The organism is Streptomyces sp. cg40 (genome assembly GCF_050320165.1).
Taxonomy (GTDB): Bacteria; Actinomycetota; Actinomycetes; order Streptomycetales; family Streptomycetaceae; genus Streptomyces; species Streptomyces hokutonensis.
Genome location: NZ_CP190128.1, coordinates 2065172 through 2079024, shown reverse-complemented (window position 1 = coordinate 2079024; position 13853 = coordinate 2065172). Strand labels below are relative to the sequence as shown.

The window sequence follows — 13853 nt, the reverse complement described above, 5'->3', positions numbered from 1 at the left end:
TCAGGAGCATCCTTCGGGCATGCGAACGTCCTTGATCCCTTGCATGGACCGGGAGCAACCGTATGAGTGTCAGCACCTCGAGTCCGACCCGTTCCGCCTCGGCCTGGGCGCCGCTGGCCGCTCCGGTTTTCCGGGCCCTGTGGATCGCCCAGTTCGTGTCCAACACAGGTACGTGGATGCAGACAGTCGGCGCGCAGTGGCTGCTCCTCGGGCACGGAGCGACCATGGTCACACTCGTCCAGACCGCGTCGAGCCTGCCCATCGTGCTGCTGGCCCTGCCCTCAGGCGTTCTCGCTGACCGGTTCGATCGGCGGGGGCTGCTGTTGGCGGCGCAGTTCGCGATGTTCGCGGTCTCCGCCGTACTCACCGCCCTGGCCTTCGAGAACACCCTGTCACCCGTGCCCTTGCTCGCACTCACCTTCCTGCTCGGCTGCGGCACCGCTCTGATGGGGCCGTCGTGGCAGGCCATCCAGCCGGAACTGGTGGAGCGAGAGCAACTGGGGCAGGCATCCGCGCTGGGCGCGGTGAACATGAACCTCGCCCGCGCGGTCGGCCCGGCACTGGGCGGCGTTGTGGTCGCCGTGGCCGGCGCGGGCTGGGTCTTCGCCTTCAACGCCATGTCGTTCCTGGGTATCGCGGCCGTACTGGTTTTCTGGCGCCGCCCGAAGACGGCCGTGCCCGCCGCTGAGCGGGAGCGTCTGCGCACGGCGCTGTACGCGGGTCGCCGCTACGTCTGGAACGCCCCCGGCATCCGGCGCGTTCTGCTGCGCACCGCCTTGTTCATCCCCGGAGCGGCTGCCCTGTGGTCCCTGCTTCCGCTCATCGCCGCCGACTCCCTCGGCCTGGGTTCCGGAGGTTACGGTCTGCTGCTCGCAGCGGTCGGCGTGGGCGCGGTGGCCGGAGCCGTCGCGCTGCCGCGCCTGCGCCAACTCCTCGGCATCAACGGCATGTTGGGTGCTGGTGCCCTTGGAATCGCTCTCGTGCTGGTGGTCCTCGCCATCGTCCATGTCACCTGGGTCGCGGTGCTTGCGCTGCTGCCCGCGGGAGTGGCCTGGATCAGTGTCCTGTCCACCCTCAATGCCGCGGTGCAGACGCGACTGCCCGGCTGGGTCAGGGCCCGCGGACTGGCCTTCTATCTGTTGGTCTTCCAGGGCGGCCAGGCGGTCGCTGCCCCGCTGGGGGGTGCGCTCGTGCAGTGGCTGGGCCTGACGGCCGCCTTGCTCACGGGTGGGGTTCTGATGCTGGTGAGCGCGGCCACCTTGGCGCGCTGGCGGCTGTACGGCATGGAGGGCATCGACCCCACCCCCTCCGACCACTGGCCCACCCCGCCCCTGGTCTTCGAGCCGGGGCCGAACGACGGGCCGGTGCTGGTCTCCGTGGTCTACCGAGTCGCGCCGGGCGACCGGGTCGCATTCGTCGATGCCACGGAGCACGTCGCCCGTTCCCGACGCCGGACCGGCGCGCTCACGTGGGGGCTTTTCGAGGACGGAAACGAACCCGGCCGGTTCATCGAGAACTACCTGGTGGGTTCCTGGGCGGAACACCTCGCCCAGCACCATGGGCGCCTCACCGCCACCGACCGAGCCTTCGAGGAACGCGCCCGCGCTCTCCTGCTGCCCGGAACCCGGCCCGAGGTGACTCACGCATTCGATGCTTCTGCCGGGCCTGTGGTGGCCGGACCGGAGTAGGGCTTGTGACAGGCGTGGCGGTGCGGTCGCCTGTCGGACAGCAAGAGGCGCGTCCCGGGGTCGTGGAGAAATGCCTTGTACCTCGACGTACTCTGCGTTGCAGTGGGCTTCGGCCTGTGCAGACGTGAGGGCGTTGGTGAAGGTCTTGACCACCGCGCGCAGCAGACCGGGTCGTGCTGTGGCGAGGTTGTTCTCGGCGAGGGCGCGCAGGAGCGGACTGCCGGGTGCGGTCATCGTGGTGATCTCCTTCAGACTCCGCTCCTTCGAAGACCAGCCGGTGGCCGTCCGCATGTGCGGGCCTCATCCCGGTGTAACCGGCAGAACGACCGTGACTCGCCCCATGGACAGGCGTGTCCTGCGGCCTGGCGGACCAGGACCGCAGGACACGGTGTTCTGCGAGGAGCCGTCTATGGCTGGGGTTGCAGCGTGGGATCGCCCGTAGCCGCTGGAACCTTCGTACCTCCAGCCCGGCGGGAACGGCGTTGTGCGCGGCGCTCGCGCCGGGTCTCGACCATCGTGTAGAGGGTCGGGATGAGGACCAGCGTGAGCAGGGTGGAGCTGAAGAGGCCGCCGATGACCACCACGGCGAGCGGTGTGGAGATGAAGCCGCCCGAGTCGGTGATGCCGAGAGCCATCGGCAGGAGCGCGAAGATGGTCGCGAGTGCGGTCATCAGGATGGGTCGGAGCCTGCGGCGGCCGCCCTCACGGACCGCCTCCTGAATGCTCATCCCCTGGGCTCGGTACTGGTTGACGAGGTCCATCAGCACGATGGCGTTGGTGACCACGATCCCGATGAGCATCAGCATGCCGATCAACGCAGCCACGCCGAGCGGGGTGTTGGTGATGCGCAACAGGGCGAACGCGCCGGTGAAGGCGAACGGGATGGAGACCAGCAGCACCAGCGTCTGGCGGATGCTGCGGAAGACCCCGACGAGCAACAGGAAGACGATCGCGATCGCGGCCAGGATCGCCAGAGCGAGCTGACTGAAGGCGTCACCCTGATTGGCTGTCACGCCGCCCATCTCGTACGTCACGCCGGACGGCAGCTTCAGCTTGTCGACCGCCTGCTGCACCTTCGTACTCGCGGTGCCGGTGCTGTCGCCGACCGGAGTGGCTGTGACGGAGGCCGACCCGGAGCCGTCGACCCGCTGACGCTTCGTCGGAGCCTCGGTCTGGGTGACTGTGGCGACCTTGTCCAGCCGGACGTCTCCCTGCGATGTCGAGATCATCAGAGCCTTGAGGCTGCTGACGCTGTTCGGCGTGGCGGAAGTGGTCTTGACGAGTACGTCGCGTGCCGAGCCGTCGGCGGTGATCTGCGTGATGGTGCTGCCCTGGACGGCCTCACTGACGGCCGAGGCGATGCTTGTCTCGGTCAGGCCGTGCGATGCGGCTGCCTCACCCTTGGCCCGGATGGCGATCTGTGGTGACTGGGTGGAGAGGTCGCTGCTGACGTCCGTGACCTCCTTGAGGCCCTTGAGCGCGTTCTCGATCTCGTCCGTGGCTGTCTTGAGGTTGGTGTCGTCGTCGGACTTGACGTCGACCTCGATGTCGTTGTTGGACCCGAAGCCGGTGTTGGAGCCGACCGTCAGGTCTCCAGCGCCCTTGAGGTCGTCGAGCCTGTCCCGCAGCGTGTCCTCGACCGCGGAGGAGTCGGCGCTGTCCTTGAGGGCGATGCTGTAGGACGCGCTGTTGGCGCTGCTGCCGCCGCCCATGACGGCGAAACCGCCCGAGGAACCGATGGTCACCTGGTATGAGTCGACTCCGGCGACAGCGGATATGACCTTCTCGACCTTCTTCGCCGCCGCATCCGTGGCCTGCAGACTGGTGCCTTCGGGCAGGGTCTGGGTGATGCTCACGGAGTCCGAGCCGGAGTCGCCGAGGAAGCTGGTCTTGAGGCCGGCGGTCAGGCTGAAGGTGAAGACGAGCAGGACGGCCGCGATGCCGAGGACCGACTTGCGGTGGCCGACGGCCCAGTCGATGACGGGGACGTACGCCCGCTGCAGCACACCGCTTCGCTCCTCTTCCTCGACCTTCCTGCGGAACTCTTCCGGGTCGACGCCCGCTGCCTCCTTCGGGGGTTTGAGGAACCAGTAGGCGAGCGCGGGCACGAGGGTGAGGGACACCAGCAATGATGCGAGCATGGCCGCCACGACGGTGACCGAGAACGGCCCGAACAGCTCCCCGACGAGTCCGCTGACCAGCGCTATGGGGACGAACACCGCCACTGTGGTGAGGGTGGAGAGGGTGACCGCGGTGGACACCTCGCGCACCGCGCTGAGGATGGCGGTGCGTTTGTCCTCGCCGTAGCCGAGGTGTCGTTTGATGTTCTCCAGGACCACGATCGAGTCGTCGACGACCCGGCCGACCGCCAGGGTGAGACCTCCGAGCGTCAGGACGTTCAGCGAGTAGTCCTTCATCCACAGCGCGATCAGCGCGATCAGGAGGGAGAGCGGGATCGAGACGGCTGTGACCAGGGTGGAGCGGACGGAACGCAGGAAGAGGACGATGACGACGACCGCCATCAGCAGCCCGAGCAGACCCTCCTCGAACAGGCCGACGACGGACTGCCGCACCTGCGGGCCGTTGTCGGAGACGACGGTGATCCGGGCATCATGGCCCAGGTTCCTCTCCAGACCCGTCAGCTTCCCTCGGACGTCCTGGGAGATGGAGGACGAGCTGCCGTTCTGATCCATCGTGATGGAGATGCCGAGGCTCTCCTTGCCGTTGGTCCTGGTCAGCGTGGTGGCATCGGTGTCCTTCAACTTGACCGTCGCCACGTCCTTCAGCTGGACAGGGCTCCGTGAGACGGAACTGCCGGTGGAGGCGGCGCCGCTCGACGGTGTACCGCCGGAGCCGGACGCGTCGGCAGTGCCGGAGTCCGCGCTCAGCCAGAGGTCGTCGATCTGCTGTACCGAGGTCAGGGCACCGCCGATCTGGATGCTGAGCGACTTGTCGTCGGAGTTCACGGACCCACCGGGCGAGGCGGAGCTGTTGGAGGTCAGTGCGTTCTTGATCGACTGGACGGTGAGACCGGCGTCCTGGAGCTTGGCGGAGTCCGGAGTGATGACGACGACCCGATCGCGTTCACCGGTGACCGTGGCCTGGTTGACCCCGTCGACGGCCTTGAGCTCGGGCACCACCTTGTCATCGAGTGCCTTCGCCAGGTCCTGCTGGTCCTCGCCGGAGGTGACGGCCAGCGTCATGGTCGGCTGGTCGTCGCTGCTGCCTTCCTGGACCTGGGGATCGACGGCAGCGGGCAGGCTCGCCGAGCTCTTCGACAGAGCCTGCTGGACCTCGTTCGTCTTGGTGTCGACGTCGGCGTCGTAGTCGAACTGCAGCTGAACGGAGGCCGAGCCCTGCCGCGATGTGGAGGTCACCGTCTCTACCCCGTCGACGCTCTTGACGGCGTCCTCGATCGGTTTGACGACCTGGTCCTCCACCACCTGTGGCGAGGCCCCCGCATACGTCGCGGTCACGGTGACCGCGGGGAAGGAGATGTTGGGGATGAGCTGCTGTTTGAGTGACGAGGCGGCGTACGCCCCGAAGGCGACGACGATGATCGTGATCAGCGCGGCCAACTTGCGGTTGGCAAGACTGATCCGGGACAGCCAGGACATCGAGACGGGTCTCTTTTCTGGGAACGGCACGGAGTGGTACGAGCCGCCCTGACCGGATTCGCCTGGCCTTGGGGCGGCGCGCCCCAGCCTGTCCCGGAGCCGGTCCTACGGTCGTCAGCCTCTCGCGGTGCTTTCCGCCTACCGCGGACGCGTTATCCCCGTGGTGCCTTACTGCGTCCGAAGACCCATGCACTCCTAGAGCATGTCCCCCGGCTTCACCAGACCACTTTCGTAGGCGATCGTCACGAGTTGTGCGCGCTCGCTGACGCCAACTTTGGTCATGGCCCGGTTGACGTGTGTCTTGACGGTGTGTCTGCTCAGCTGGAGACGCTGGGAGATGCCGTCATTGGTCAGGCCGCTTGCCACCAGAACCAGTACCTCGCGCTCCCTGGGGGTGAGTTCTGCCAGCCGCTCGGTCTCCTTCGCCCAGTGGGGCAGGGCATGGGTCTGGAAGCGTGCCATGAGGGCGGCCGTCGCCGTCGCCGACAGCATGGGCTCGCCTGCCGCAACGGTCTCGATCGCGGCCAGCAGATCCTCGGGGTCGGCTCCTTTGCCGATGAAACCCCGTGCTCCCGCCCGCACCGCCTCGGCAACGTACTCGTCGATCTCGAACGTGGTCAGGATGAGGACCTTCACGTCGGCGAGAGCGGGATCCGCGGTGATGGCCCTGGTGGCCTCGATGCCGTCTGTTCCGGGCATCCGGATGTCCATGAGGACCACGTCGGCGCCCCTCTCCCGTACGAGCTCGATCGCCTCCGCACCGTCCGCGGCTTCGCCGGCCACGTCCATGCCCGGAGTGTTGTCGACGAGCCGTCTGAGCATGCTGCGCAGCAGGGCCTGGTCGTCCGCCAGCAGGACCCGGATCGTCACAGGGTTCCCTCGTTCCTCACTCGTTCACGTTCCGTGCTCCGAGCGGCGGTCAACGGCAGCCACGCCTGCACGGTGAATCCGCCACCGGGGCGCGGACCGGTCGCCGTGCTCCCGCCTACCGCGGCCGCGCGTTCGCGTATGCCGATCAGGCCGTGTCCCGTGCCGCCCCCCTCGCCCGGGCGCCGAAGGGGGTTGCCGTGGTTCTCCACAGTGACGTGCAGTACGTCATGGCCGTAACGGAGCCGTACCGCCGCGGTGTTCACGCCCGCGTGCTTGCGGACGTTGGTCAGCGCTTCCTGGATGATCCGGTACGCCGCCAGGTCCACCGCCGACGGTGTCGGCCGTTCCTGTCCCTCAAGGCCGACGTCAACCTGCAGTCCGGCCCGGTCGAAGGAGACCACGAGGTCTTCCAGCCGGCCAAGACCCGGGCTCGGCTCGCGTGGGGCGACAGGATCCCCGGGCTGGCCCAGGAGCCCCACGATGGAACGCAGTTCGCCGAGCGCCCCCTTCGAACCCTCTCTGATGGCTTCGAGGAGATCGGCCATCTGCACCGGATCGTCCCGTCCCACGTGGACTCCGATGCCGGCCTGGGCGTTGATCAGTGTGAGCTCGTGCGCGACGACATCGTGCAACTCCCTGGCGATCCGCATCCGTTCCCCGGCCACTCGGCGGGCGGCTTCCTCCTCGCGGGTCCGTTCGGCCCGCTCGGCCCGTTCCTCCAGGGCCCGGACGTAGGCACGACGGTTGCGGACCGAGTCGCCGACGGCCGTGGCCAGCCCCATCCAGGCAACGGCCCCCACACGCTGTGGACCCAGCAGAGGGCCAGGCTGGAAGAACGTGGCCGCCAGGGACATGGCCGTCATGGTGAGGGCGGCCGCAGTCCAGGCCTGGCGCCGACCAGAACACAGGGCGACCGTGTACAGGGCGACCATGAGCGGCGGCAGCGAGGGGAAGAACGGACCTCCACCCGCCTGGTGGGCCACGGACAAGGCGCTGACCGCCGCGAGCACCATGACCGGTCTGCGTGCGCGGGCGAGCAGCACGGCGCTGGCCAGGGACGCGAAGGTGATGTCCAGCACCGTGGGCCATCGGGGGAACCGGGTCGGATCGCCGCACGCCGACAGCAGGGACGTCAACCCCACATATCCGACGAGGCGAACCTTCCCGAGCCGGCGACGGACCGCCGCGCCACCACGTCGGCCGATGGTTCGCATGGCGCCAGCGTAGGCGGCGACACCACAGCGACTCGTCACCCAGCTGCGGCAATCGTCCCTACCGCGGCTGCGGTACATCCAAGCACGGCAGGATTGCGGCCATTGCATATTTTGCATAGTCGGCAATATTTGCAGACTATGCAAGAATAGGTCCATGGCGTCCCAGGGTGAAGGCTTGCGCGACCGACGGCGTCGCGAGACGCGGCGTGAGATCCACACGGCCGCGCTGCGGCTGACCAGGAAGCATGGCTTCGACAAGGTCACCGTGGACATGATCAGTGCGGAGGCCGGCATCTCGCCCCGTACCTTCTTCAACTACTTCCCGAACAAGGAGGGAGCCCTGTTGCCGGGGCCGGCGGAGGTGCCCCCGGCGCTGGCCACGGAGTTCGTGGCGGCAGGCCCCGCCTCGCCCGGGGAGGTGCTGGAGGGCGTGATCGGGCTGCTCGTGAGGGAAATGACCGACAACCCACCTGAGCGCACGACGATGCACGACGTCTTCGCGCTGGCTGACAGTCATCCCCCCGTCCAGGCCGTGCTGCTCGCCCGCATCGGAGACTTCGAGAGGTCTATCGCCGAGGCGGTCGCCCAGCGAATGGGGCAGGGGCCGGAGGACGAGCTGCCGAGCATGATCGCCGCACTCGCGCTGACCGCCGTGCGCACCGGCATGGAGCGCTGGTCGCGCGTGGCCCCGCAGAGCGACGACGACTCTCCGGTCCCGTACGTCGAGCGCGCCCTGGAATTGCTGCGCTCCCTTTCCGTGGGCTGATCACCGACCCGGCCCGCGCATCCTCTACGACCTAAGGAGCTGTAATGAGCGGACTGACCCCGGAGGAGACGGAGGAGCAGGACTCAGCCGGGATTCCGCACCGTTTCGGCCTGATATTCGCGGGCCTGATGACCGCGATGCTGCTGGCCGCACTCGATCAGACCATCGTCAGTACCGCGCTGCCGACCATCGTCGGCGAACTGCACGGTGTGAATCACATGGCCTGGGTGACCACCGCGTACATCCTCGCCGCCACCATCGCCATGCCCGTGTACGGCCGCCTCGGCGACCTGATGGGTCGCAAGGCGCTCTTCCTCGGCGCCATCGCCGTGTTCGTCGCCGGGTCCGCGACCGCAGCCGTGGCACAGGACATGTCCCTTCTGATCGTCGGTCGTGCCGTGCAGGGCCTCGGCGGGGGAGGCCTGATGATCACCGCGCAGGCCATCATCGCGGACCTGGTCCCACCGCGGCAGCGTGCCAAGTACATGGCCCCGATGGGTGCCGTCTTCGGCCTCGCCTCCGTAGCCGGACCGCTGCTCGGCGGTTGGTTCACCGACGGCATCGGCTGGCGCTGGGCTTTCTGGATCAACCTGCCCTTGGGCGTACTCGCCCTAGCGGTCGCCGCGTTCGCGCTGCGTCTGCCCCGCCGGAGTGTCAAGGTCTCCGTCGACTACCTCGGCATCACCCTGATGGCCACCGCTGTCACCTGCACCGTGCTTGTCGCCGACTGGGGCGGCACCGACTATTCCTGGACCGACCCGCTCGTCCTCGGCCTTGCTGTCGGCGCTGTCGTCGCATGGGTGCTGTTCCTGTTCGCCCAGAGCCGAGCCGCGGAACCGATCATCCCTCTGCGGCTGTTCCGCAGCCGGATCTTCAATATCGCCACACTGCTCGGCATGGTCGTGATCGGTGTGGGGATGTTCGCGGTCATCGGCTATTTGCCGACGTATCTGCAGATGGTGTACGGCAAGAGTGCGACCGAGTCCGGTCTGTTGCTCATCCCCATGGTCGTAGGCCTCATGGCCACGGCTCTCACCTCCGGCCGGCTGATCAGCAGGACCGGCCGTTACAAGCTCTACCCGATACTCGGCACCGCGGTCGTCGGGGTCACCGCGTTGCTGATGTCCACCCTCGACACCGGCACCTCGATCGTGGTCGTCTGCGCATACGTGTTCCTGCTGGGCGCGGGCGTCGGTTTGATCATGCAGAACCTCGTCCTTGCTGTCCAGAACGCCTTCCCGGCGAGTGATGTCGGCACCGCGACCTCCGCCAACAACTTCTTCCGCGAGATCGGTGCCACTCTGGGTACTGCCGCGGTCGGCGCGGTGTTCACACACCGCCTCACCGATCAGCTCGCCACCCGACTCTCGACCGCCGACGCCAAGGTCGTGGGGTCGACCAACTCGCTGACCCCAGCCCTCGTCCATGCCCTTCCGGACAGGATCCAGGACGCCGTGATCCTCGCCTACCAGCAGGCCCTCACCCCGGTGTTCCGTTATATGACCCCGCTGTTCGCCATCGGCCTCGCACTCGCCTTCCTCCTCCCGGAGAAGAAGCTGGCCGACGGCAATGGACCCGAGACGGATCCGACAGCTCCAAGTGCCGGTGGCGCAGGGCCTGACGGCAGTGAAGCAGCCGTGCTGACGCGGAAGTGAAGCCGGGGTAAATCTCAGGTAGGCGGACGGCGCGGCTCGTGTTTCGGGGGCGCCGCGGCCCTTGAATCCTGCAACGAGCTCCTTGAGTCGGCCCACGAGTTCGTAGCCCTGGTCCGGTAGACCGCGGGACCGAGGGCGTGCCGGCCGATGACCGCGTAGGTGGTTGGCGCGTCCTCGGCCGAGGGCTCTCGGCTCGCCCGGTGACGCGACGTGGACGACGCTCTCGTTCCCGGTTTCCTCCACGGCCGCGCAACGGTCGTGGAGGTCAGGTATCTCGCCGAACAGGGTCTCGCGCGATCGTTGGACTCTCGCCGAGAAGGAGGGCGAACGGCTGAGCGCCGACGTGCCGGCGGGTCCACGGGTGCGGAGTGCGTGCGCCCTTCCGATGGCGAGGAGTGCAGCGACGCCATTCGTGCGGGGCACAGCAGCTGACTCCTTGCCGACGAACGACGGTGTGGCCGCAGTCTCGATGCTCGTGACAACTAGACCAGCAGCAGCTCGGGAGTGATTCATCACCCAATGCGAAGATCCTGCACGTTGACGCCATAGTGTCAACGTGCGTAGTTCATCTCTTGGACATCTTGAATACTCCTGGAATTACCCCGCAATTCTCAGCGGCTTCTCACGTCCCGCCGGTTTCGTGTGCTGCGTCGCCCGACCGGGCCATACGACGAAGGAGGCGCATGGAGGCACTACCGGTGACCACGCGGCGGAAGTCCCAGAGTCAGGAGGAGGACCAGGAGCAGGCGGGGGATCAGCCGTTGCATGTGGCCAGCAGGCTGCATGCGTTCAACCGGTTCGAGTTGAAGTACCTCGTGCCGGTCGAGCAGGCGGCCGAGATCCGGGACGAGTTGGCCGAGCGGATGGACCGCGATCTGAACAGCCCCGTCGGTGGCTACGGCGTATGGAGTCTCTACTACGACACCCCGCAGTTGCGCTTCTACTGGGAGAAGATCGAAGGCCTGAAGTTCCGGCGCAAGTTGCGGCTCCGCCACTACGGGAACCTGGACGGCGTCACCGACGAGTCCCCGGTGTGCGTGGAGATCAAACAACGCGTCAACCGGGTGACGCAGAAGCGTCGTATCACCCTTCCGTACGGCGTCGCCCGGCAACTGTGCGACGGTCGGCAGCTGGTGGAGCACTCGCCCAATGAACGGGCTTTCATCCACGAGGTGCTCGAACTGGTCGTGCGGCTGGACCTGCAGCCCACCGCGATCACGGGCTATCAGCGCGAAGCCCTGGTCGGCCGTGACGCGGACACCGGACTGCGGGTGACCTTCGACCGGCGCATCCGCGGCCGGGACCGGGACTTCCACTTCGGCATCACCACACCCGAGAACCGGTTCACCATCCCACCCCACATGTCGGTGATGGAGATCAAGGTCAACGAGCGCACCCCGCACTGGATCACGGACCTCGCCGCACGGCGGAACCTCAGCCTCATCCGTGTCTCCAAGTACGTGCAGTCCGTCGAGGCGTTCGGCCTGGCACCCCGATCCGTCTTCCACGTCAACGAGGCGGACTACCCGCCGCCCACCCCCACCGAGCAGTCGCTGCCCCAGCAGCGATCGGCGCCCGAGGCGCCCTGGAAAGCAGGAGCACAGTGAACTTCGATCTGCAGGAACTCAGCGGTACGTTCAGCGTCACCGACGTGGTCGCGGCCATGGTGCTGTCGTTCCTCCTGAGCACGATGATCGGTTACGTGTACCGGTACACGCACCGCAACGTCTCCTACAGCCAGTCCTACGTCCAGACCCTCGTCATAGTCGGCATGATCGTGGCGCTGATCATGCTGGTCGTCGGATCCAACCTGGCCCGGGCGTTCTCGCTCGTCGGTGCACTGTCCGTCGTCCGCTTCCGGAACGCGGTCAAGGAGACCAGGGACGTCGGCTTCATCTTCATGGCCATGGCCGTGGGCATGGCCGTCGGCGCCCGCTTTTACACCCTCGCCGCGGTTGCCGCAGTAGTGATCTGCGTCGTCGTCATCATGATGTACAAGTTCGACTGGTTCGCGCTCAACGTCCAGCGCCAGGTCGTCAAGGTCCAGGTTCCGGCCGGCGAGGACTACTCGCTGGACATCCGCGATGTCCTCATCCGCTACACCAGCGAGTTCGAGCTGGTGAGCACGGAGACGATCCGCGGCGGGGCGCTGACCGAGGTGTTCTACACGGTGCGCATGAAGAAGGGCACCGAGCCCGGCGACTTGGTGATCGCGCTGCAGGAACGCACCTCTGGTCAGCGGGTGACCGTCCTGACCGGTTACGACACGACCGACCTGTGATGAGCGACGGCGCGACGGCACGCAAGTCGCAGCGGCTGCGGGACCGCGTCCCCGTTCGGTTGCGGCACCACTGGAAGCCTGCCGCAGCCCTGTGCGCGGGTCTGGTGGTGATGGTCTATTTCTTCGGCGACGCCCGGATATCGCCGTACGTCACCTCGTCCTCCGTAGTGGAGGCCGACACGATCACGGACGACGTCCAGGGCGCGGTCGATATGTATGACACATCCGTGTCCCACTCCGTCCTTCTCGACTACAACCAGACAGAGTTCGACAAGATGATGAAGGAGTTCCGGGAGGACGGTACCAAGGAGTACATCGAGGCCGACCTCACCATCGACGGCGTATATCTGGAGGACGTCGGAATCCGCCTGAAAGGGAACTCCACGCTGATGTCCCTTCGCGGCGGCGGTCAGGGCATGCCCGGCGGTGGCCGGGACGTGCCCGATGGAGGCGCGCAGAGCGCCCCGGGCCAGTTGCAGGGCGCCGGGACCGGGGGCATGACCGCGGGCATGGGCGGGATCACGCAGTACAACCTCTCCGAGAAGAAGCCGGAGGAACTGCCCTGGCTCATCAAGATCGACGAATATGTCGAGGGCCGCGCCTACCAGGGCGAACGAGAGATCTCGCTGCGGCCCGGCAGCGGTGGCCAGGTGCCGGTGAACGAGGCGCTTTCGCTGAGCCTGACGGACACCACGGGGCAGAAGAACGAGCGATATGCCTTGGCCTCCCTCAAGGTCAACAACCGCCCGGTCACCACCCGGCTGATGGTGGAAAGCCCTGACACCGAGTACGCGGAGTCCATCGGGGACGGCAACGGGGTGCTCTACAAGGCCCGGGCCGGCGGTGACTTCACCTACCGCGGAGACGACCCCACCGACTACGAATCCTCCTTTGAACAGCTCAACAAGGTCGGTAGCCAGGACCTGGAGCCGGTCATGAAGCTGATCAAGTGGGCCGACCAGGCATCGGACAAGGAGTTCGAAGAGGAACTCGACCAGCACGTGGATGTCGAGTCACTGGCCACCTATCTCGCCGCGCAGAACCTGCTGTTGAACTTCGACGACATGGCCGGACCCGGCAAGAACTACCTGCTGTGGTACGACCTCGACACCAAGAAGTTCTCGGTCCTGGGCTGGGACTACAACCTCACCTTCACCGGTGACGCGACGTCGGGCCCGGACGACGAGGTAAGCATTTCGGGTGCCTTCGGCGGTGGCGAAGGCAGGCAGAGCGAGCAGAACCGTCAGGGCACAGGCGGCCAGGGCGAACAGAGCCTGCCCTCCGTGGCGCCGTCGGGGATGCCCGACAACCTGCCGGAGGGAATGCCGTCAGGGAAGCCGGAGGGAATGCCTTCGGGCATGCCGGACGGGGCAGGCAGTGATCAGAAGGTCCAGGGCGACCAAGGCGGTCAGGCAGAAGCCGGTGGGTTCGGCAACATGATGGGCCACCCGTTGAAGGAGCGCTTCCTGGACTCGGACGCCTTCGATTCCGTCTACAAGAAGGCGTACACGACGCTGTACGAGAAGTTCTACGGCTCCGGAACCGCTCTGAAGGCGCTGGACGGCATCGCCGAACAGGTCCGGCAGGCCGGTGCCGACGGCGAGGAGTTGGACTCCGCCGTGGAGAAGCTGCGCAAGACGGTCACCGAGCGCACCGCGGCGCTGGCGGAGAACAAGGAGGTGACCGGCTGATCTCCGGCGCCCGGACGGCCGTTCCCCGTGGGACGCCGTCCGGGCGTTCGGTGTACCCCCGGATCCGGTAC

The 13853-nt window shown here is 67.0% G+C and carries 9 protein-coding genes; 6 read left to right on the top strand and 3 right to left on the bottom strand.

The features are described 5' to 3' along the window. Positions 1 to 62 precede the first annotated feature (62 nt). A complete protein-coding gene (locus ACQHII_RS09225) occupies positions 63 to 1688 on the top strand; it encodes an MFS transporter (RefSeq protein ID WP_427918814.1) in 1626 nt (541 codons plus the stop codon). Between the two features lie 407 nt (positions 1689 to 2095). Here ACQHII_RS09225 and ACQHII_RS09220 read toward each other — a convergent pair whose 3' ends face one another. The 3 genes from ACQHII_RS09220 to ACQHII_RS09210 form a co-directional block, all read right to left on the bottom strand. Continuing rightward, the gene (locus ACQHII_RS09220) at positions 2096 to 5305 is read right to left on the bottom strand and encodes an efflux RND transporter permease subunit (RefSeq protein WP_427918813.1); all 3210 of its coding nucleotides are present in this window, start codon (positions 5303 to 5305) and stop codon (positions 2096 to 2098) included. Positions 5306 to 5500: 195 nt separating this feature from the next. Next, entirely contained in the window at positions 5501 to 6175 is a 675-nt protein-coding gene (locus ACQHII_RS09215) for a response regulator (RefSeq protein WP_427918812.1), read from the bottom strand. Continuing rightward, positions 6172 to 7389: a sensor histidine kinase gene (locus ACQHII_RS09210; protein WP_427918811.1), complete on the bottom strand. Its 1218-nt coding sequence runs from the start codon at positions 7387 to 7389 to the stop codon at positions 6172 to 6174. The genes ACQHII_RS09215 and ACQHII_RS09210 overlap by 4 nt, the downstream gene beginning before the upstream one ends. A gap of 175 nt (positions 7390 to 7564) precedes the next feature. Here ACQHII_RS09210 and ACQHII_RS09205 point away from each other — a divergent pair, with 175 nt between their 5' ends. The 5 genes from ACQHII_RS09205 (at position 7565) to ACQHII_RS09185 (ending at position 13782) form a co-directional block, all read left to right on the top strand. After that, entirely contained in the window at positions 7565 to 8155 is a 591-nt protein-coding gene (locus ACQHII_RS09205; RefSeq protein ID WP_427918810.1) for a TetR family transcriptional regulator, read from the top strand. Between the two features lie 44 nt (positions 8156 to 8199). Then, a complete protein-coding gene (locus ACQHII_RS09200) occupies positions 8200 to 9810 on the top strand; it encodes an MDR family MFS transporter (protein ID WP_427918809.1) in 1611 nt (536 codons plus the stop codon). A 767-nt stretch (positions 9811 to 10577) separates the two neighbouring features. Next, complete coding sequence (locus ACQHII_RS09195; protein WP_427925264.1) at positions 10578 to 11417, top strand: polyphosphate polymerase domain-containing protein; 840 nt, start codon at positions 10578 to 10580, stop codon at positions 11415 to 11417. Then, entirely contained in the window at positions 11414 to 12091 is a 678-nt protein-coding gene (locus ACQHII_RS09190) for a DUF4956 domain-containing protein (protein WP_427918808.1), read from the top strand. Before ACQHII_RS09195 ends, ACQHII_RS09190 begins: the two co-directional genes overlap by 4 nt. After that, complete coding sequence (locus tag ACQHII_RS09185; RefSeq protein WP_427918807.1) at positions 12091 to 13782, top strand: CotH kinase family protein; 1692 nt, start codon at positions 12091 to 12093, stop codon at positions 13780 to 13782. Before ACQHII_RS09190 ends, ACQHII_RS09185 begins: the two co-directional genes overlap by 1 nt. Positions 13783 to 13853: the final 71 nt, after the last annotated feature.